Source organism: Postechiella marina (genome assembly GCF_039538365.1).
GTDB lineage: Bacteria > Bacteroidota > Bacteroidia > Flavobacteriales > Flavobacteriaceae > Postechiella > Postechiella marina.
Genome location: NZ_BAABCA010000006.1, coordinates 243,034 through 263,950, shown reverse-complemented (window position 1 = coordinate 263,950; position 20,917 = coordinate 243,034). Strand labels below are relative to the sequence as shown.

The window sequence follows — 20,917 nt, the reverse complement described above, 5'->3', positions numbered from 1 at the left end:
TGTGTTTGGCTGAGTGAAGTTAACTATTTTGTGTGAACTAAAGAAAGCTTAAATTTGTGTTTTCGACCAAATCTGTATGAATAAGTTTTTGTTATTTTTCTTGTTTCCTATGTTTATGCTTAGTCAAAGCACATTAAATCAAGTGGCTAAGCTTTTAAAAGAAGAGCAATTTGTTTTAGCCGAAGAGCAGGCAAAAAACTACCTAGTAACTCATCCAAATAACTTAAAAGCAATAGAGTTTTTGGGCGATGCACAAGGACATCAAAAAAAATGGGATGCAGCCATTTCTAGTTATAAAAAGTTAGTAGAACAAGAACCAAACACAGCCAATTACCATTATAAATATGGAGGTGCTTTGGGCATGAAAGCCCTTTCTATAAGTAAAATAAGAGCGCTTGGCATTATTGGAGATGTAAAAACAGCCTTTTTAAAAGCTGCAGAATTAGACCCCAACCATATAGAAACTCGTTGGGCGCTTGTAGAGTTGTACATGCAATTACCAGGTATTATTGGCGGTAGCAAAAGCAAATCTTTACAATATGCTAACCAATTAGAAAACCTATCTAAAGTAGATGGTTATTTGGCAAAAGGCTATGTTTACGAGTACGATAACGAACCCGAATTGGCCGAAACCTATTACAAAAAAGCCATAAACATTGGAGGGTCTCTAACTTGTTTTAATAAGTTAACAACACTATATCAAAAACAAAACGAGCCTCAAAAAGCCATACAAAATATAGAGGCAGCGCACAAAAAACACCAACGTAACGCACTACATTATCAAATAGGCAAAGTGGCAGCACAGTATAATGTTCAGTTAAAAAAGGGCGAGCAATGCCTTTTTACTTACATACAAAATTACAAAGCCAAAGACGGTGTGCCAATAGCCTGGGCTTATTACCGTTTGTCACAAATTTACACCCATCAAAAGCAAAAAAAAGAAGCCTTAAGTTATATTGAGTTAGCCTTGGCCGATTTGCCAAGCATAAAACCATTTAAAAATCAAAAGCAAGTTATTTTAAAACTTTAGTATTTGGGCGTTACCACAAGGGGCGGGCTTTCGGTAGTCGTTTTTTTGTGTTGCATATGTGCAACAACACAAAAAGAACTTCAACAATACCTCAATCCCTAACGCGGGTGGGTTTGTTAATATAGGTTTTGTTTCAATTGTTTTTTAATTTCCGCCAGAATTAGAAACATTATTTCTTTTAAACTTTTATCTTTGATAATAATCAAAATTAACACATGAACGTACATTTTATAGCCATAGGTGGTGCAGCAATGCACAACTTAGCTTTGGCATTACACAATAAAGGATACCAAGTAACAGGAAGCGACGATACTATTTTCGAGCCATCTAAATCGCGATTAGAGGCTAAAGGTCTTTTGCCAGAAACTTTTGGTTGGTTTCCAGAAAAAATAACAGCAAATCTAGATGCTATTGTTTTGGGTATGCATGCCAAAGAAGACAATCCAGAGTTGTTAAAAGCTCAAGAGTTAGGCATAAAAATATACAGTTATCCAGAGTTTTTGTACGAGCAAGCCAAGCATAAAACACGTGTTGTAATAGGCGGAAGCCATGGTAAAACAACCATAACGTCTATGGTTTTGCATGTTATGCACTATCACGATCGCGATGTAGATTATATGGTTGGTGCGCAGTTAGAAGGTTTTGATGTTATGGTAAAACTTACCGACGATAACGATTTTATGGTGCTAGAAGGCGACGAGTATTTAAGTTCGCCTATAGATAGAAGACCAAAATTTCATTTATACAAACCAAATATAGCTCTGTTAAGTGGTATTGCTTGGGACCATATAAACGTATTTCCAACTTACCAAAACTACGTAGAGCAGTTTAGCATTTTTGTAGACTCTATTGTAAGTGGCGGAAATATAAATTATAACCAAGAAGACCCCGAAGTAAAGCGTGTTGTAGAGGCTAGCGCAAACCCTATTAGAAAAATAGCTTACCAAACTCCAGAATATAGAGTAGAAAATGGCGAAACTTTATTGGCTACTCCAGATGGAGATTTACCAATAGAAATTTTTGGAAAGCATAATTTAAATAACCTTGCAGGAGCCAAATGGATTTGCCAGCATATGGGAATAGACGAAGACGATTTTTACGAAGCTATCTCTACATTTAAAGGAGCCAGTAAACGTCTCGAAAAAATTGCCGAAAGTAAAACTAAAGTGGCTTATAAAGATTTTGCACACTCGCCAAGCAAGGTGCAAGCAACTACAAATGCAGTAAAAGAGCAATACAAAAACAGAACAGTTGTGGCATGCTTAGAGTTGCATACGTACAGTAGTTTAAACGCCGAGTTTTTAAAAGAATACAAAGGCACCTTAGATGCTGCCGATATTGCTGTGGTGTTTTACTCTCCACATGCTGTAGAAATTAAAAAACTTAAAGAAGTTACACACGAGCAAATAGCTAATGCTTTTAAGAGAGACGATTTAATTATTTACACCAACCCAGATGATTTTAAAACCTTTTTATTTAATCAAGATTTTAATAACAAAGCCTTGTTGTTAATGAGTTCTGGTAATTATGGAGGTTTAAATTTTGATGAAGTTAAACAAGTGATTTTGGATTAGGGTTTATATTCGTTTAACGTTTCGTTCATGAAAATTAGCGAACTTTATGCACTAGTTTTTTTAAAGTAAAATATAGAGAAGATAGATTGTGAATTTGCCCATTAAAAACAATTGAGGGTTCAATTTTATCAATCTTTTCAATTATTTTAAAATTTGTTTGTTGCATTAAAGCTTCAAAATCTTCAGCTCTATATTCTTTAAATCCATATTTAGTAAAGTCCAGTGTTTGCCCTTCAATAAAAGGTCTGAATGAAACAATTAATATGCCATTTGGTTTTAATACTCTGTACATTTCTTTTAGTGCAATAGATGGATTTTTCCAAAAGTAAATGGTATTAATGGTACATATCTTGTCAAATGTTTCATCCCAAAAAGACATTTTTTCAACATCTGCCTTAAATAAATCAATATGATTTGTGTCTAATAAATGCCTGTTAATTTTTTTAGCTTCAGTTATCATAATTTCTGAAATATCAATACCAGTATATGAAATACGATTTCCGTAAGCTAAAATGCTTTCAATGAATTTACCATTACCCAATCCAATTTCTAGAACACTTTCGGCATCTTTAATTTGTAATAAATCATAAGTTGTTTTACTTATAAATGCATTCATTGAATTCATTCCTAATGCTACATTTATCCCAAATTCACCTGATGGATTTGCTAGCTGCTTAGCAATTTTTTCAAAATCCATTTTTAGGTTTATTCTGGAGTTTCAGAAAAGGTTAAAACAAACCCATTTATATCCATTATAGCAAATTCATTGGTACCGTAGAAAGTTTTGTTTATTGGCTTAATTACCGTAACCTTATCAGATATTTTACTATAATAATCCTGTATGTTTTTTACCCGAATGTAAAAGGTTAACGCACCTCCAACATGCATTGGTTCTATTTCTTTATATTCATTTTTTAGTGATTTTTCTTCTTGGAGCATAAGGCCTACATTATCTAGCATAACATAACCCCATTCATATTCTCCTTTTTCAGGATTCGTATCAATCAATTTAAAACCTAGTTTATCTATATAGTAACCCAGTGTTTTATTTACATCTTTAACCATTATATTAGGTGTAAGAGACTCTAATTTTGACATTTTTTTGTTTTTAGTTTGTGAATGAAGATTGCATGAGAAACCAATAAAAATAAGTATTAAAAAGTGTTTTCTCATTTTGTTTGTTTTCAAACAAAAGTAAAAACAACCAAAGCTCTATACTTTGTAAAAAAACGACAGCATTAAATTTCTGATGGATTTAAACCCGACATTTTGTGAATCTCTTTAGTGAGATGAGAATGGTCAAAATACCCCATATCAAATGCAACATGTAGTAAACTAGTGTCAGGGTTTGTAGAAATATGTTTCATTGTTTTGTTAAATCGAGTTATAGAATGATATTCCTTCATGGTAACACCCACTATGGCTTTAAAACGTCTTTCTAACTGCCTTAAACTTATAGAATGTTCTTTTGCAATTTTAGCAAGGTCAATATCTTGAAAATTAGCTTCAATAGATTTACAAACAGAAAGTTCTAACTTGTTTTTGTTTACCTTATTCCATTGAATAAAATTTGTTATAAAGTCATTGACAAGCGCTATTTTTTCAAATTGATTTTTACATTCAATGAGCTTGTCTAAAATAGAATAATTAAAGTGCGGAAATATATCTGAAGCACTCAATGTTTCATTCTTTAACTCTGAAACAGGAATGTTTGAAATTGTATTAAATTGACCAGCTTTAAAACGTACTCCTATGGTTTTTGAGTTTTTTTTTGAGGTTACTTTTTTATAAGTGGTCATCATTCCTGAAACTCTAATTTTATTTTTTGAATAATTGTAAGTTTCTTTATCTAGCTCAAAAATAACGTCGATATGACCATCAGGAATTATTCTTGATTCAATTTCTTGATTAAAATTTGTGGCTAGCCAAATTGTATCAACAATAGAATTTAAATTATTATATGGTATGTATTCTTTATATTCCAATGTATTGTAAATAACAACTAAAATAGGAAAAGCAACTTTAGTTGTTAATTAAAGTTGCTTTGATTTTTTAAAAATTATTTCCTTATTGGGATCATATTAGAAGTATCTACAGGAAAACTATCATATTTATTGTATAGTTTTAAATATTTTTCGGGGTTAATAGGTACTTCATTTAAGGTTTCATGTAAGCCTTTAAAAAAACCTTCTCGTTTTTGAGATGGATTAAAAATTAAGGTCAGTTTTACAGTTTTATCCGTGTCATTTTTAAATCCGTGAGGTGTAAATCTTGGAACGTAAGCAACAGTTCCAGGTTTGGCTTTGTATTCTTCTTTGCCAACTTGCATGGTTAACTCTCCTTGGTTTACAATAAAAGTTTCGTCCATAAATCTATGGTAATGCAATTTTGCACCAATTGCCATTGGCGGAAGCGTAATTTCATAAACACCTAATTGGTCATTAGACATTTCACTAGTTACTTTAAATGTTATTGCAATGGTACTTAACTCTAATTTTTCTCCTTCATTAGGCTGTATAATAGATGCTTTATTTTCAAGCTTGTCATTAAAGTAATCTGGTTTCATAGATTAAATATTTTGTAAGGTCATTAAAATTTTTTCCTGTTGTATTTTATTATTCTTTTCTAGAAGCTCCGGATAAGCTGTTCCTTCAAGAGAAAAAATAGCTTTAAGCTCTAAATTGATAAAACCGAAAATTGTTTTAAGATATGGTTCTTGAAAATCTAGCGAAGCCATTGCTGTACCTTTATATGTCTCGCCTTTAGTTGTAATTAGAAATGCTTTAATGTTTTCGAGTAAACCTTGATAACTACCATCTTTATTTACTCTAAATGTATGTCCAGACCTAATAATGTGGTCTAAATACGATTTTAAAGTTGATGGTATATTTAAATTATACAACGGACTACTAATAAGTACATAGTCTGCAGATTTTAGTTCCGAAATAAGTTGGTCAGATAACCTTGTCGCTTGTTTGTTAATCTTGTTCTGCTCTTTCAGAGGGATATGGAATGCTTCTACTGTTTCATTCTGCAAGTGAGGTATTTCAGTTTTTGTTAAGTCTTTATAAATCACTTTTCCTGTAGGATGGGCTTTTAGCCAATTTTTTTCAAAATAATTAGCTAAGTGTCTTGAGTGCGAACCTTCTTTTCTTAAGCTGGCATCTATTCGTAATAATTTTTTCATCTATTGCGTATTTATGTTCAATAGTATGACAAAACCAAAAGAGAAAACGTGACAAATTTTACAGGGAAAGTGATTTTAGTTTATTTGGATCAACAATAGAGTAGATATTTACAATCTTATTTTTTTCTATTTCAAATATTTGACAATTTTTAAGTACCTCATTTTGATAAAATAGAATAGCAGGTTGGTGATTTATGATGGCGTGTTTAATCTCTAAACCAGTTAAAAAGGCTTTGTAAACATATAGTAATAGCTTAGAAGTGTTTGTTATACCACTTGTTAATTCTCTAACTACTTTAATGTTTTTCCCTCCATCTGCGGCTAGTAGTATGTCTTTAGATAGTAGTTTTTCTAAAGCAGACAAGTTTCCATTTTGCATTGCTTCAATGTATTGCTTCAATTTTTGGGTTTCATTTTTGGGAATACTATTGTTTTTTGTTTTGCTATTATTCAGTTTAATTTTTGCTCTACTTAATAATTTTCTTGAATTTTCAATTGTAAAACCAATGGTTTCAGCAATTTCTTTATGAGAATAATCAAAAGCTACTTTTAAAATAAAAACAGCACGTTCTTTTGCTGTTAATTTCTCTAGAAGCGTAAGCATTGAATAAGATAAAACCTCATTGTAATTGATGTTGTCATCTGCATTTTCGGTTGAAAGTGGTTCTGGAAGCCAAATACTATCAGTTACTATTGCTTTTTTCTTCTTTTTTACATTAATTGATTGATTGATGACAGACTTGATTAAATATCCAATTTCATTCTTAATATGCTCTTTGTCAATTATCAAGTACTTTACAAGAATATCTTGAATAGTATCTTTTGCATCTTCAGAAGAACCAAGAATGTTATATGCGAATGGAAACAATATGTCGTGATAATTTTTCAAAATCTAATTATTATGTTTTAGCACTAAGACAATTCAATTTATGAAAACGTGACATTTTAATTGTTAAAATTGGAAGTTTCTAAAACCTCATAGTTTTTCATGGTTAAACTATTTGAGTCAGTCAAACTAGCAAATTTCATCGCGTCGTCGTTTTGCATAAATGTTTCTTGAACTCTTTCAACATCTTCTTTGCTTTTCCAAACAAAGATATCCATATAACCATCCTCTGTTTTTAAAAATTGTCTACTAACTAGGCCTTTACATTTAGAGCAATAGTCTTTGTTAAATGCTTTTGAAGCTTTTAAAAGCTCTTTGTGAGTTACATTTTTAGCTGTTTTGTAAGTGGTGATTTCTACTATCATTTTTTGAATTATTTGATTTTAATTATTAGTAGCAAAACTACCTTCATAATTTCGTGTAAAACAATAAGATAGTTTAAGAAAATTAACTTTAGATAGTTGTTTTTTTTCTAATAGCACTTAAAAATTCTGGAGTTACACCTATGTATGAAGCAATTTGTATGTTTGAAATTCGGTTTGACAAATCAGGATATTTATTTAGAAAATAAAGATACCTTTCATGAGCAGTAGAGCTAATGTGTTGAAGAACTCTTTCTTGTTGTTCAATAAATGCATTCTCTGTAATAATCCTCATATTTCTGTCGAACATAGGGGAATTATCATATAATTTAAAAAGGTCTTCTTTCTTTATTTGTAGAATAATAGAAGGTTCTATAGTCTCAATATTAAGTTTACTAGGAATACTATTATATAAACTACTAAAGTCTGTTACCCATTTATTTTCTGAGGTAAATTGAAGGTTGTGTTGGTTTCCTTTCTTGTCCACATGATAAGTCTTTAAAATTCCTTCTATAACAAAGGTTAAGTGGTTACATTTTTCTCCTTCTGTTAAGATGTTTTCTTTTCTCTTAAGCTTCCTTTTAGTTACGCATTTGTCAAGCATTTTTACGGTTAATTCTTCAATAGCCCAATATTTGTCAAAATAATTTAGAAGATGTTGTATTTTAATTGAATTCATTTTTTAGTTTAAACTATTTCTAATTTATTCCATTGCTCTTTCCACCTCTTATTTTTTATTCTAGTATGGTAAATAGTCAAATCAAATTTAGGTGTTGGTCTTACAATAAGGTTAAACAAATCATCTAAACCATGTGGAGCTATAAATTTAACTTTATTTTTACTATTAAGCCTTACAGCTACTGCAGTTGCAGTTTCGGGCCAAAAAGAAATAGCATGTTTACAATTAGTATAGGGTTGGTGCCCATTTCTAATATGCATTCTTGCCTGATTTTTTACGGACCAGTTTAGATTAGAATTAATGTTTTTTAATTTGTTTTCTATTTGCAAGTCATATTTCTTACTAGGGTTTAATTTGTCAAAATATATAACATCAATATCATTAAGTTCTGTTCTGTCTTTTCCATGTTTTTTATCCCAAATTTTGTTTCTAACAAAACCAGCTCCAATCCAACAATCATTTAAGTTTAAATCTCTAACAGTTTTTAAAATGTTAGTCATCCATAAATCACTTTCAATAATTTCTATTAGTTTGTTTTCTAATTTTTGCATTTTTCTAATTACTGCAAACGCTAATATAGCGTTCAGTTTTTATTAGCCATATCGTCTGTTAAACGAAGTTAGTTGAAAATTTTTACAAAGTCAAATAAGCTAATTACAACATAACTTATAAGTGTATTAGACTTTTTTGGGCTTCATTTTTCTTATCCAATACACTATGTATATTGTACCAAGAAGCGTGGGTAACGTCCAAGCTATTAAATTAGAAATGCCTAAACCAGCAACAATAAAAGCGGTTATAGATGCTATTAGTGCGCCAAGCATTTTGCTTAAATGAGAAATTAACCAGGCATTTTTTTGTTTTTTAGGGTTTTTGTAAAAAATAAAATCTTTGAAGGATAATGACAATCCAAATCCGCCAAAAAACAAATATAGTGTTGCCATAGACGTGTTATTGATAAGGCCGAAAATACCCATTGTTATCATTATAAGAGCGCATAATAGCATGCTACCAGAAATTATTTTATCTATCGAGGTTGCTTTGTCTTTTGTTTTAAAAGTTAAGGCTCTTTTGCCAACTAAAACAAGGTAAATGGTAAACAAACCAATTAAGAATAAAAATGCATTTTCGTGATTAGGTATACAAGATATGGGCATTGAAACAAGCGAGCTTGTAAGCATACCTATAACGAATAGTTTACCCATTTTTTTGTGAGCTAAGCTTCCTTTTTTTACTAAAATACTACCTATACCTGTAATTAAGCCTAATCCGCCAAAAAAGGCGTGAATGTAAATTAAAATCTTAATCGTATCTTCCATAATATTGCGTTGTATTGATTAACGATTCAAAAATCCTATTTTAGTTTAGCTTAATAAAGTTTAAAAGCTTGAATTGTTATTTTTTAAAGACGAATTGTAAAACTATAAAGTAGGATAAAGCTAAATAATTATGTGCTAAAAAAAGTTAAGAAACGTAACTTTTAAATAAATCTTCAAGAGTTTTTTCTGGATTATAGCATAGCCCAGAATGTGTTTTAGAGCTTTGTATAATAGTGCTTCGGCAAGCAGCAAGCCACCTAAATCTATCAGACAATTCCATTTTTCCTATTTTACCTCCAAGCGGTTCGCCTTCGCAAATTAATTGCCATGCCTTTAAATAATTATTTAAAGTTTCTAGTTCTGACTCTGCTGCAAATGCTTTTAACTTCTCTGCATTGATATGATATTTTATACCAATAAATTTTTTTCTTTTAGAAAAAAGAATAACACCTACATTAAAAAACTCCTCGCGTTCTACTTTAGGAACAATTCTAATTACTGCATATTCGTATGTATACCTATCTTGCATCTTGAGCTTCTTTAACTAATAAATCTATTTTGGAGAGTCTAGAGTTTATAAACTCTATATAAGCTTTTCTCATTTCTGTGCTAGACATGTTATCAGATTCGTTTGTTAACCAATCTTCTGGTATGCTATTTACTATATCTTTAATAACATGGGTGGTTAATACCGTTGTTATCTGTTTTTTTGCTTCTTCTAATTGGGTTGCCTTTTGTACAAGTACATGGTCTTTTATAAGTGGGAAGGTTCTGGTAAGGTGATTTTTCCAGTTTTTAAAATCGTGATGAAAGTAAAAGCTAGCACCATTATCTATTACCCAAAGTGCATTATGCCAATGTAGCAAATTGGTGTTTTTTGCTGTTCTGTCTATATTACTAATAATACTGTCTAAAAGCACAACTAAAGATGCTGTATAAGCATCGACATTGCTAACCAACGGGTCGAAAGTTATAGCGCCAGATAAAAAATGTAAACCAAGATTTAAACCTACGCTAAATTTTAATAAATCTTGAATTTCTTCATCTGGTTCTGTTTTGCTAAACGAGTCGTCTAGATTCATAAAAACCAATTCGGGTACATTAAGGCCTATAGCTCTAGCTATTTCACCTCCAATAAATTCTGCAATTAAAGCTTTTTTACCTTGTCCAGCTCCTCTAAATTTTATTACATATAAAAAGTCGTCATCTGCTTTCACTATAGCTGGAAGTGAGCCACCTTCTCTTAAAGGTTGTACATATTGTGTAACATCGACTGTACGAATATCAATTTTATTCATGAATATTAAATAGAAGTAAACTTACTTATTCAATCAATTAGTCGCTTTAAAAAGCGAAACGAAGTTATTGTTTTTTTATGATTAAGCAAAGTACAATGGTTAATTGAATTATTTAAATAGCATCATTTTAAGAGGAGCTTAATTTCTTTTTTTAGAGCTTCAGATTTTTGTTTAGCATCCGCCAAAGGCAAGCCTGCTTTTATATTTGGTCTGCTGTGTTTAGTGTAGGTTAGCCATGCATGCTTCATTATGTTTTGGTGTTTATCAACAAGATTTAAAATTTGTAGTCCATTTTTCATCTTATTAAAAGCATTTTCAGGGTTGTATATATTTGTTACATCATTATTATCAAAATATAAAAGAATTTGTTTAGCCATTAACCAGTGTCCTGTTTTATTTGGGTGTATACCGTCTTTTGCTAAGAAAAAGCTTGGATCTGTTTTTCTTTTTTGATCTAGAAAATCTTGCATAGGCCAATGTAAATCTATAACCTTCCAATTGGCAGAGTACTGTTTGCTTAACAACCAGTTCGAGTAAATATCTAGAACTGTAGTATAGGCTTTATCTTTGTCGTAGTTTGGAGGTGTTAAATGAATAATAGGTACGTTTATTTGGTCTATTTTATAGTGTAGCCAATTTATGCCATTTTTAAAACTAGAAAATCTACTATTGTTAAAAGGAAGGTAAATGCCATCGTTCATGCCATAGCAGGCAAATACCAAATCGGGTTTAGTTTTATTTAAAATGCGATCTAAGCGTTCGTGTAAATCTGGGCGCGGAAATTTACCTTTAGCATGGTTTGCCTCAGATAAGCCAGAAACGGTTTCGCTAGAAAGTCCTAGATTAATAAATTGAAAGGCTTGGTCGGGGTATTTTATTGATAAATAAGCTTCTAAAAAAGTAATATAGTGGCCATGATACGTTATGCTATCTCCAAGAAATAAAATAGTATTAGCTTTATTAAATACATCATTTTTTGTTTGGCTATATCCTTTAAAAGTAAAATTGATAAACACTATTGTAATTAATATAAGGTGCTTCATTTTAAACTATTTTATTTAAAAAAGATGCTATGTTAGCTTGGTTTGTTTTAATTAATTGATTTTTAGCTTTTTCAATATCTTCAGGGGTTTTATCCTGCGATAGTTTAAACTTTCCTTCCCAATTGGTAATTGTAATTTCAAACATTTTAATGTAATCTAAGTAGCTATCCATAGCCTTATTATTTGGCTCTAAGGTGTATTTATGGTCTGGAGCTTCTAAGAATTCAGTCATTTTAATAAGCGAATTTTTTAAAGCTTCTTTGCTTTGCACTTCTTTTACGGTACCTTTAATATGTACTTTTATGTAGTTGTATGTGGGCAATTGTTTTGTAGTATAAATGTTGGGCGATATGTAACACTCTGGACCAGAAAATATAAGAGTTATCTCGTTATTGTTTTTTAGTAAAGGGGTTTGCGGGTTGTATTTATCTATATGTCCAATTAATTTGCCATTAGTATTATATATTAATGGTAAATGGGTAATTAAAGGTGCGTTATCTTTTACAGAAATAACAGTGGCTAGCGGGTAGGCTTTAATAACCTCGAGCATGTGGTTTATATTGTTGTCTTGATGATGCTTTGGAGGGTATTTCATGTTTTTAATATAATGGATTATGAAATATACAATGATTTTATAAATAGAGAAATAAACTAATGTTCTTATTTTTTATTTAAACAATGTAATAGGTTTATAAAAATTTAATTGATAAATTACTATAAGGCCTATTTGTCTTTATTTTGTTAGTTTTTTACTATGAATTATTAATAGTTTTACGTTTAAGTGTTTCTTTTTAACGATTAAATACATATATTTGAATTGTTAATCCCCAGACATGAAAGTAAATCAAGCCTCATTAACCCAAGATAATTGGTGTGATAAGTTATTAGAAATAAATATAGATGTTAGTCTATTTATACTTTTTGTATCTCCACATTTTGAGCCCAAAGAAGATGTTTTAAAAGTGTTAATAAAACAGTACCCTAAGGCTATAATTATAGGAGCTTCTACTTCTGGCGAAATACTAGATGTAACGGTAAAAGATAGTACCATGTCGTTAACAGCTATTCAGTTCGATAAAATTAAACTTAAAAAAGCAGCTGTTAACTTATCTCATGCGCACGCGAGTTATAATGCAGGTAAAGCTTTAGCGAGCAAATTAAATAGCGAAGATTTAAAGCATGTTTTTGTATTTAGTGAGGGTACACATGTTAACGGGTCTGACTTGGTTTCTGGATTAAAAAAAGAATTGCCAGGAATAAGTATAACAGGAGGATTGGCTGGAACTGGAGAAAGTGTAAATGCAACATTTATAATAAATGGAGGCGAGATAGTAAATAAAATGATTGTAGGCTTAGGTCTATATGGTAATCATGTTAAAGTAGGTTGTGGCTCTAAAGGAGGTTGGGATAGTTACGGTATAGAACGACTAGTAACAAAATCAATAAAAAATGTACTTTACGAGGTCGATGGCATTCCTGCTTTAGATGTTTATAGCCCCTTTTTTGGCGAGGAAAATTATTGTAATTACAAATTGCAATTTCCTTTAAGTATGCGTACCGATGCAGAAGCCAAACCTATAGTACGATCTATTTTAAAAGTAGATGAAGAAGAAAAGAGTATAACGTTTGCAGGAAATATTACTGAAGGAGGCTATGTAAGGTTAATGAAAGGCAATATAGATAGGCTAATAAATGGAGCAGAAGATGCTACTAAAGAAGCTATAAATAAATTAAAAGAAACAGCCGATTTAGCTTTAATTGTAAGTTGTGTAGGCAGACGCTTAATTTTTAAGCAAATGATAGAAGAAGAGGTTGAGGCAGTTAGGCATGTTTTAGGAGATAAAACAAGTATAACTGGCTTTTATTCTTATGGAGAAATTGGTCCACATGGCCAACATTCTTTGTGTGAGTTACATAATAAAACAATAACAATTACGACCCTTTCAGAATGTTAGATAGCAGCCAACATAGATTGCTTAAAAGGCAATTAAAGAAATCTGGATTAGATAATCTAGACGACCCTAAGTTTGCTAATTTTTTAAATATGATTGACGATGCTTATAAAGGCTTTGACAAAGACTTGAAGCACGTAGAGCATATTTTAGAAAAAAGTTCCTCAGAATTATTTTTAGCAAATCAAACTTTAAAAAACGAACGAGATAACACAAAAACACAATTAGAACATATTGTTGCTAATGTAGGCGGAATTATTTTTGAGACAGATTTAGATGGTAACTTTACATATTTAAATAAAGCTTGGAAAGAATATTCTGGTTTTTCGGTTAGTAAATCTATTGGTAGAAGCTTTAAAGATTTTCTTGTGCCAGAAAATATTGTTGGTAACGAGGAGTTTGAAAAATTACTTTCTAGAGAAAAGAAGCATATTAAATTTATATTTAAGTACGATAAAGGCAACAAATCGATGTGGCTAGAAGTAAAATCTAAACTTATTTATTGTAAAAAAGGTAACCCTTGCGGGTTTATAGGTACTATTATAGATGTTACAAATTTAAAGAATACAGAGTTAGAGTTGCATAAAGCAAGTTTGTCTAAAGACGAGTTTTTCTCTACGATGTCTCACGAAATAAGAACGCCTTTAAATGCAGTAACAGGTTTGTCTAACATTCTGTTAATGGAAGACTATTTACCCGAACAAGCCGAAAATTTAAAGGCCTTAAAATACTCTGGCGAGCATTTGCTAGGGCTAATTAACGATTTGTTAGATTTTGATAAAATTAAATCGGGTAAATTAAAAGTAGCAGAAAAAGATTTTAGTTTTAAATATTTCCTAGAGAATATACAATCTCATTTTAGCATAATAGCTAAAGAAAAAGGATTAAAATTTTATTTAATAAAAGGTAAAGATGTGCCAAATAATATAATAGGAGATAGATTAAAACTTACTCAAGTAATAAAAAACCTTTTAAGCAATTCTTTAAAGTTTACAGAAAAAGGAAGCATTACGCTGTCTATTAATAATTTAGGAGTAGACGAAAATAAAGTAAAATTAGAATTTAAAGTTAAAGACACTGGTATTGGTATTTCTAAAAATAGACAAGCAACTATTTTCGAAAGCTTTATGCAAGCCAACTCAGAAACCTCTGTTAAATACGGTGGTACTGGTCTGGGACTTTCTATAAGTAAAAAGTTGTTAACTCTGCAAGGCAGCGATTTAGATGTGGAAAGCGAAATTGGTAAAGGTTCTACATTTTCTTTTAATGTCGATTTTAAGGTAAGTAATAGGTTAAATCTTTACGAGCCAGAAATGGTAAAAATACAGCCAGATTATAAGCCTATTAATTTAAAGGTTTTAATTGCAGAAGATAATAAAATGAATGTGCTTATTTTAAAACGCTTTTTTATGAAGTGGAAAGTCGATTATAAAATAGCAGAAAACGGAGAAGAAGTACTAAATCTTTTAGATAGAACAGATTTTGATGTTGTTTTAATGGATCTTCAAATGCCTATTTTAAATGGATATCAAACCACAAAAATTATAAGAGCGTTACCTAACTATAAATCAAATATTCCTATAATAGCCCTTACTGCTTTTGCTCAAACAGATATTAAAGAAAAAACAGAACGTTACAAAATGAATGGTTTTATGGGCAAACCATTTAATCCTGTTAAGTTATATAAATTGCTTAAATCTTTTAGTCGAGAAGATCGATTAACAAAAAAGGTAGTATAACTATTTTGGCGCTAAGCTTATTAAATTAACTTTTTATTTTCAGCTCTTGAAAAGAATTAAAAAAAATATGTAGCTTTATCACATGAGTGAAAAATCTACTTCATTTTCAATAAAAAATTGGTCGCAAGACGACCAGCCAAGAGAAAAATTGCTTTACAAAGGCAAAAGTGTTTTAAGCGATGCCGAATTAGTTGCTATTTTAATAGGCTCTGGTAACAGAGACGAAAGTGCAGTAGCACTTTGTAAACGAATTTTAGCTAGTGTAGATAATAATTTAAGCGAATTAGGTAAGCGTACAATTAAACAGCTTATGGAGTTTAAAGGCATTGGAGAGGCTAAAGCTATTACCATTATTGCAGCTCTAGAGTTGGGGCGTAGGCGTCGTGGCGAAGAGGCTTTAGAAAAAATGAAGATAACATCTAGTACTGCTGTTTTCGAGTTAATGCAACCTGTAATAGGCGAGCTAGAGCACGAAGAATTCTGGATTATTTATTTAAACAATTCTAATAAAGTAATTCAAAAAAATCAATTAAGTAAAGGAGGTATTACTGGTACTTTGGTCGATGTTCGTTTAGTGCTTAAAAGTGCTTTGGAGGTAGGAGCAACAGGGTTAATTTTATCGCATAACCATCCCTCAGGTACATTAAGACCTAGTGAGGCAGATAAGCAAATTACTTCTAAATTAAAAAAAGCAGCCGAAAGTTTAGATATAAAAGTTTTAGACCACGTCATTGTAACAGAAAAAGCATATTTTAGTTTTGCAGACGAGAGTTTGTTGTAAAAAGTATAACAGGTTGACTATTATTTAATTATTAGTTAATGTCCTTAAATTTTTATGATTAGAGTTTACAAATAAAGAATGCTTTTAGTATATACACATAAAATATCGCCTAGATTAAAATATGTTTTTAAGCACATTTGTATAAGAGTTTTAGGAATTCAGGTAGAGTTTACAACAAAAATAGAGGCTTTTATTGCTCACGATAGCCTAAAAATGTCTTATACAAAACAGCAATTAGGAAGCGAGTTTTTTATAAAAAGTCACGATATATTATTCGAACAAGGTTTATCTGATGTAGAAATAAATGTGCAAAACTGGGAAAACACAAAAGGCTTTTTTTTTAATGGAGATAAAAGTGCCATGCCTTTTGATATTTTTGCTTCAGCTTTTTATTTGCTTTCTAGATACGAAGAATATTTACCACATGTTAAAGACGATTATGGACGTTTTTTAGCAACCGAGAGTCTAGGTTACAAACATGGGTTTTTACACCAACCCGTTGTAGATATTTGGGCGTATAAATTTAAAGAAGCATTGCAAGGTCATTTTCCAGATTTCGAATTTCCAGCAAGAACATACAGTATTCGTCCTATTATAGATGTACCTAGTGCATATTTATATAAATTAAAAGGCATTTTAAGATCGCTTGGTGGGTTTATTAAAGATATTTTTACATTAAAATTTAAACGTGTGTACATGCGTTTTATGGTGGTTTCTGGTTTAAAACACGATCCGCACGATACGTTTAAATACCTTATAAATAAGCAAAAACAAACACCTTATAAGTTTGTGTTTTTCTTTTTAATAGGCGCTTTTTCTACTTACGATAAGGGTATAAATGTAAACAAAAAGAAGTTTGTATCTCTCATTAAGCATGTGGCAGATTATTGCAAAGTAGGTTTAAAAACCTCATATTTTTCTATCGAAGATATTTCAATTCTTAAAAAAGAAAAATTACAAATGGAAAACATTATTAACATGTCGTTATGTTCTTCTAGGCAATCGTTTTCTAAATTAAATTTACCAGAATCGTATAGAAACTTAATAGAGTTGGAGGTAAAAGAAGATTATACCATGGGGTATGTAAACCATATAGGCTTTAGAGCGGGCTCGTGCACGCCTTTTTTATTTTACGATTTAGATTACGAAGTGCAGACACCTTTAAAGGTTTGCTCTTATCATTTAATGGATTATACTTTGCTAAAAACAAAATCGTTATTAGATAAAAAGCAGATTTTAAATGGTTTAATTCGCGAAATAAAACAAGTTAATGGAGAGTTTGTTCCTGTTTTTCATAATTATACTTTTAGTACAGATACCAGATGGAAAGGCTTTAAAGATTTGTTTAATATGATATTAGAATCGGCTAACGATTAATGTTGAAAAAATAGTATTATGAAAATAAAAGGAATAACCGATGTTTTTTTTGACTTAGACCATACTTTATGGGACTTTGATAAAAACTCTGAGCTGGCTTTTGGCAAGATATTTAACATTAACAATCTAGATGTTAATGTTAGTGTTTTTTTAGCATCATATAAACCTATTAATTTAAATTATTGGAAATTATATAGGGAAGAAAAAGTTGAAAAGGAAGCTTTACGTTTTGGTAGGTTAAACGATACTTTTAAAGAATTAAATTTTAAGGTCGATAAAGCTATTGTTAATAAATTGGCAGACGATTATATAGACCATTTAACATCGTTTAATTATTTATTAGATCATACCTTAGAGATTCTAGATTACTTAAACACCAAATACACGCTTCATATAATTACTAATGGTTTTGATGAGGTACAACAAGGTAAATTAGAGAAATCGAAGATTAATCATTATTTTAAAACCGTTACAAACTCAGAAATGGTAGGTGTTAAAAAGCCTAACCCTAAAATTTTCGACTTCGCATTAAACCAAGCCAATACAACTGTAAGTAATAGTGTAATGATTGGCGACGATTTTGAAGCAGATGTTTTAGGAGCTAAAAATATGGGTATGGAAAGTATCTTTTTTGATGTGCATAACACCACAGTTAATAAAGATATAAAACAGATAAATAGCTTACTTCATTTAAAGAAATTTTTATAAAATAATACGAATTTAATTTAACTATCGTTTAATAGACCTATGATTAAACATTTATTTAAAATTGCATTTTTTGTAATCTCAATGGGCTTAATTGGCGTTTCTTGTACAGAAGAAATCGATCTTGATCAAGTTAATGATTTAGAGATTAATCCGGTTTTAGAGTCTAGTTTGTTTTATTTTGAAGCTGCAGCAGGCGATTTCTTTTTAGGAGGAAGTGGTGCTTACACCGCAGGAGATTATGTGGTGTTAGATATTTTTGATAATGAGTTTGTTAACGATAATCTTATTAAAGCAGAGCTTGTTTTCGAAACTGTAAACTCGATAAATAGAGCATACCAAGTTCAAGTAGATTTTTTAGATAATACCAATACACTAAGACACTCGTTTACTTTTTCTGCAGATGCTTCGCCAAATAACGAAAATTTAACTTTCGAGCATATAGAGGTTTTTGAGGACGAAACCTTAGAGAACTTAAAGGAGACAACAACTTTGGTTTTTAGGTTAACTATGTTGCCAGGAGCTCCTGTAGATCCCAATTCACCAGGAAGCATTCATTTAAAATCAAAAGGAGTATTTTATTTAAATATCGATCGCTAAATATGAGGAAAATTACCTATTTATTATTTCTTGTTTCCTGTTTTTCCTTAGGGCAAAATAAACAAATATTATATGGCTTTTCAGAAATTCCGCAGGCATTAATACAAAATCCTGGAGGCCAGGTTACCAATAAATGGTATTTTGGTATTCCTCTGTTATCTCACATACATTTTAATTCTGGTAGTTCTGGTATTTCGGTTTACGATTTATTTGCAGATAATGGAGTTAACTTTAATACAAAACTAGAAAATGCTATTTATAGTATGCAAGAAAACAATTTTGTTACAGCAAACCAACAGATAGAAATTTTTTCGGGAGGTTTTGCAATAGGCAGCATTTTTGATAAAAAAGAGTATATTAGTTTTGGTGTGTATCAAGAGTTCGATTTTATATCGTATTACCCAAAAGACTATGCTATTTTAGCTTACGAAGGCAATCAAAACAATGTAAATAGGGTGTTTGATGCTAGCCATGCCAATTTAAGTGCCGAGTTAATCTCTGTGTGGCATATAGGTTATAATAAACAGGTAAACAATAACTTTAGTTTTGGTGTGCGTGGTAAAGTTTATTCTAGTATATTAAATGCAAATTCAACAAATAATAAAGGCTCTTTTGTTACTAGAATAGGGCAAAATAATTTTTACAATCATATTTTTAATTTAGATTTAGAATTACGTACTTCTGGCTATACAACAAGTGGAGAAGAAGATAGATTTACTGCAAACGATTATAAAAAAAGACTTTTATTAGGTGGTAATTTAGGGTTAGGTTTCGATATTGGTTTTACCCAAAAGATAGACAAACAATGGACTGTAGATGCTAGTTTGCTAGATATAGGTTTTATAAGCCATACAAAAGATGTTGAAAATTATAAAATTGAAGGCAATTATCAGTTTGAAGGCGTAGATCCATTATTCTACGAGTCGCCAGAGGGGCAAACAGCAGATGATTATTGGAGTAATGTAGAAGATGAGTTTGAAGAATTATTTGAGGTAGATAGTACAAAAACTAAATATACAACTTGGCGACCAGCTAAATTAAACGCATCGTTAAATTATGCTTTTGGTAAAAAGAAAACAGAAGCATGCAATTGTTTAAGTGATAACGACGAATATTTAAATAGAGTAGGTCTACAACTTTATGCCATAGCAAGACCCAAACAACCGCAAATGGCTTTAACTGCGTATTATTATCGCAGACTTTTTAATGGCTTAAGTGCAAAGGCAACATATACTGTTGATGCCTTCTCGTTTAAAAACGTTGGATTAGGGGTTTCTGCCCATTTAGGAAACGTTAATCTTTACTTAATGGCAGATAATTTTTTAGAATATCAAAACGTATATAATGCACAAAGTGTATCTTTACAATTAGGACTTAATTACATATTTAATAGAAAATGAAAACTAATATCTTATCAGCACTTATAGCTTTTTTTATAGTTGCAAGTGTATTCTCTCAAGAAAACTTAAACGAATACAAATACATTATAGTGCCAAAGCAATTTTCATTCTTAAAACATCCTGACGAGTATAGAATGAATGGATTAGCTAAGTTTTTGTTCGAAAAATATGGTTATTCTGCTTTTATGGAAGGAGATCAATACCCTGAAGGTTATTTTAATAACAGGTGTTCTGCTTTAAGAGTAGATGTGTTTAAAGAGCCAGGGATGTTTAAAACGAGACTTAAAGCTGTTTTAAAAGACTGTAACGATAAAGTGGTGTATACGTCTAAAACAGGAGAAAGTAGAGAAAAGGAATTTGGTAAAGCTTATAATGAATCTTTAAGAGATGCATTTTTATCTTTTAAAGCTTTAAATTACAAATACACTCCTAAAAAAGGACAAACCACTACAGTTGTAAAGCAGCCAAGTGTTGTGGCTAAAAATGAGGAGATTTCTAACAACGAGATACAAAAATTAAAAGAAGAAATAGAAACCCTTAAAAAACAAAAGCAGGAAGAGGCTAAGCAAGTTGTTGCGCCAAAAGCACAAGTTGTACAAACGGTAACAAAAGAGGTGGTTGTAGCAAAACCAGTTGTTTCTAAATCAATGTCTGGAGTGTTATATGCTCAAGAAACAGAAAACGGTTTCCAGTTGGTAGATAGTTCGCCAAAAGTGGTTTATAAAATACAGCATACAGGCTTAAGTAATGTATATTTAATAGAGGGTAAAAATGCCATTATTTATAAAAAAGGAGACAGTTGGGTTGCCGAATATTACGAAGGTAAAACATTAAAACAAGAAGCTTTAAATATTAAGTTTTAAGCGTATTATATTAGTAAACTAGACTTTATATTTAAAAGAAAACCAACAAAGGATAATCTATCTTTTGTTGGTTTTTTTATGTTTTGAACAGTTGCGTTTAAAATGGGCACTATGTCTTTTTT

24 protein-coding genes are annotated in these 20,917 nt (G+C 30.8%); 10 read left to right on the top strand and 14 right to left on the bottom strand.

Annotated features, from left to right (window positions below; translation table 11 throughout):
• Positions 1 to 76 precede the first annotated feature (76 nt).
• A complete protein-coding gene (locus ABD715_RS14810) occupies positions 77 to 1,030 on the top strand; it encodes a tetratricopeptide repeat protein (RefSeq protein WP_344789082.1) in 954 nt (317 codons plus the stop codon).
• Positions 1,031 to 1,245: 215 nt separating this feature from the next.
• Positions 1,246 to 2,604 (top strand): UDP-N-acetylmuramate--L-alanine ligase, encoded by a 1,359-nt coding sequence (locus tag ABD715_RS14805; protein WP_344789081.1) that lies wholly within the window; start codon positions 1,246 to 1,248, stop codon positions 2,602 to 2,604.
• A gap of 34 nt (positions 2,605 to 2,638) precedes the next feature.
• Here ABD715_RS14805 and ABD715_RS14800 read toward each other — a convergent pair whose 3' ends face one another.
• The 14 genes from ABD715_RS14800 to ABD715_RS14735 all read right to left on the bottom strand — a co-directional run bounded on the left by ABD715_RS14800 (position 2,639) and on the right by ABD715_RS14735 (position 11,973).
• Positions 2,639 to 3,301, bottom strand: coding sequence for a class I SAM-dependent methyltransferase (locus ABD715_RS14800; protein WP_344789080.1), 663 nt, complete (start codon positions 3,299 to 3,301; stop codon positions 2,639 to 2,641).
• Between the two features lie 8 nt (positions 3,302 to 3,309).
• A complete protein-coding gene (locus ABD715_RS14795; RefSeq protein WP_344789079.1) occupies positions 3,310 to 3,702 on the bottom strand; it encodes a VOC family protein in 393 nt (130 codons plus the stop codon).
• Positions 3,703 to 3,842: 140 nt separating this feature from the next.
• A complete protein-coding gene (locus ABD715_RS14790) occupies positions 3,843 to 4,589 on the bottom strand; it encodes a DUF6597 domain-containing transcriptional factor (RefSeq protein ID WP_344789078.1) in 747 nt (248 codons plus the stop codon).
• Positions 4,590 to 4,663: 74 nt separating this feature from the next.
• Positions 4,664 to 5,170 (bottom strand): cupin domain-containing protein, encoded by a 507-nt coding sequence (locus ABD715_RS14785; RefSeq protein WP_298486776.1) that lies wholly within the window; start codon positions 5,168 to 5,170, stop codon positions 4,664 to 4,666.
• A 3-nt stretch (positions 5,171 to 5,173) separates the two neighbouring features.
• Positions 5,174 to 5,791, bottom strand: a complete 618-nt coding sequence (locus ABD715_RS14780) for an FMN-dependent NADH-azoreductase (protein ID WP_344789077.1) — start codon at positions 5,789 to 5,791, stop codon at positions 5,174 to 5,176.
• Positions 5,792 to 5,849: 58 nt separating this feature from the next.
• Positions 5,850 to 6,680, bottom strand: coding sequence for a sigma-70 family RNA polymerase sigma factor (locus ABD715_RS14775; protein ID WP_344789076.1), 831 nt, complete (start codon positions 6,678 to 6,680; stop codon positions 5,850 to 5,852).
• Positions 6,681 to 6,736: 56 nt separating this feature from the next.
• On the bottom strand, positions 6,737 to 7,042 hold the full coding sequence (locus ABD715_RS14770; RefSeq protein ID WP_344789075.1) for a hypothetical protein: 306 nt from the start codon (positions 7,040 to 7,042) through the stop codon (positions 6,737 to 6,739).
• A gap of 88 nt (positions 7,043 to 7,130) precedes the next feature.
• The gene (locus tag ABD715_RS14765; RefSeq protein ID WP_344789074.1) at positions 7,131 to 7,718 is read right to left on the bottom strand and encodes a Crp/Fnr family transcriptional regulator; all 588 of its coding nucleotides are present in this window, start codon (positions 7,716 to 7,718) and stop codon (positions 7,131 to 7,133) included.
• 8 nt (positions 7,719 to 7,726) lie between these two features.
• Positions 7,727 to 8,269 carry a nucleotidyltransferase family protein gene (locus tag ABD715_RS14760; RefSeq protein ID WP_344789073.1) on the bottom strand — a complete coding sequence of 181 codons (543 nt, stop codon included), beginning with the start codon at positions 8,267 to 8,269 and terminating at the stop codon, positions 7,727 to 7,729.
• A 126-nt stretch (positions 8,270 to 8,395) separates the two neighbouring features.
• The gene (locus ABD715_RS14755) at positions 8,396 to 9,037 is read right to left on the bottom strand and encodes a hypothetical protein (RefSeq protein ID WP_344789072.1); all 642 of its coding nucleotides are present in this window, start codon (positions 9,035 to 9,037) and stop codon (positions 8,396 to 8,398) included.
• A 145-nt stretch (positions 9,038 to 9,182) separates the two neighbouring features.
• On the bottom strand, positions 9,183 to 9,566 hold the full coding sequence (locus ABD715_RS14750) for a DUF3037 domain-containing protein (protein ID WP_344789071.1): 384 nt from the start codon (positions 9,564 to 9,566) through the stop codon (positions 9,183 to 9,185).
• Positions 9,556 to 10,335: a HipA family kinase gene (locus ABD715_RS14745; protein ID WP_344789070.1), complete on the bottom strand. Its 780-nt coding sequence runs from the start codon at positions 10,333 to 10,335 to the stop codon at positions 9,556 to 9,558. Before ABD715_RS14745 ends, ABD715_RS14750 begins: the two co-directional genes overlap by 11 nt.
• Before the next feature lie 122 nt (positions 10,336 to 10,457).
• Positions 10,458 to 11,378 (bottom strand): SGNH/GDSL hydrolase family protein, encoded by a 921-nt coding sequence (locus ABD715_RS14740; RefSeq protein ID WP_344789069.1) that lies wholly within the window; start codon positions 11,376 to 11,378, stop codon positions 10,458 to 10,460.
• 1 nt (position 11,379) lies between these two features.
• Complete coding sequence (locus tag ABD715_RS14735; protein ID WP_344789067.1) at positions 11,380 to 11,973, bottom strand: FMN-binding negative transcriptional regulator; 594 nt, start codon at positions 11,971 to 11,973, stop codon at positions 11,380 to 11,382.
• Positions 11,974 to 12,211: 238 nt separating this feature from the next.
• On the opposite strand from ABD715_RS14735, the gene ABD715_RS14730 reads away from it, so the two are divergent.
• The 8 genes from ABD715_RS14730 (at position 12,212) to ABD715_RS14695 (ending at position 20,795) form a co-directional block, all read left to right on the top strand.
• Positions 12,212 to 13,333, top strand: coding sequence for an FIST signal transduction protein (locus tag ABD715_RS14730; RefSeq protein WP_344789066.1), 1,122 nt, complete (start codon positions 12,212 to 12,214; stop codon positions 13,331 to 13,333).
• Positions 13,327 to 15,069 carry an ATP-binding protein gene (locus tag ABD715_RS14725; RefSeq protein ID WP_344789065.1) on the top strand — a complete coding sequence of 581 codons (1,743 nt, stop codon included), beginning with the start codon at positions 13,327 to 13,329 and terminating at the stop codon, positions 15,067 to 15,069. Before ABD715_RS14730 ends, ABD715_RS14725 begins: the two co-directional genes overlap by 7 nt.
• Before the next feature lie 82 nt (positions 15,070 to 15,151).
• Positions 15,152 to 15,850 carry a RadC family protein gene (gene radC, locus ABD715_RS14720; RefSeq protein ID WP_344789064.1) on the top strand — a complete coding sequence of 233 codons (699 nt, stop codon included), beginning with the start codon at positions 15,152 to 15,154 and terminating at the stop codon, positions 15,848 to 15,850.
• A 78-nt stretch (positions 15,851 to 15,928) separates the two neighbouring features.
• Positions 15,929 to 17,227, top strand: coding sequence for a polysaccharide deacetylase family protein (locus ABD715_RS14715; RefSeq protein WP_344789063.1), 1,299 nt, complete (start codon positions 15,929 to 15,931; stop codon positions 17,225 to 17,227).
• Positions 17,228 to 17,245: 18 nt separating this feature from the next.
• On the top strand, positions 17,246 to 17,935 hold the full coding sequence (locus tag ABD715_RS14710; RefSeq protein WP_344789062.1) for a YjjG family noncanonical pyrimidine nucleotidase: 690 nt from the start codon (positions 17,246 to 17,248) through the stop codon (positions 17,933 to 17,935).
• Positions 17,936 to 17,974: 39 nt separating this feature from the next.
• Positions 17,975 to 18,532, top strand: coding sequence for a hypothetical protein (locus ABD715_RS14705; RefSeq protein WP_344789061.1), 558 nt, complete (start codon positions 17,975 to 17,977; stop codon positions 18,530 to 18,532).
• A gap of 2 nt (positions 18,533 to 18,534) precedes the next feature.
• Positions 18,535 to 19,932 (top strand): DUF5723 family protein, encoded by a 1,398-nt coding sequence (locus tag ABD715_RS14700; protein WP_344789060.1) that lies wholly within the window; start codon positions 18,535 to 18,537, stop codon positions 19,930 to 19,932.
• Complete coding sequence (locus tag ABD715_RS14695) at positions 19,929 to 20,795, top strand: hypothetical protein (RefSeq protein WP_344789059.1); 867 nt, start codon at positions 19,929 to 19,931, stop codon at positions 20,793 to 20,795. The genes ABD715_RS14700 and ABD715_RS14695 overlap by 4 nt, the downstream gene beginning before the upstream one ends.
• Positions 20,796 to 20,917 lie beyond the last annotated feature (122 nt).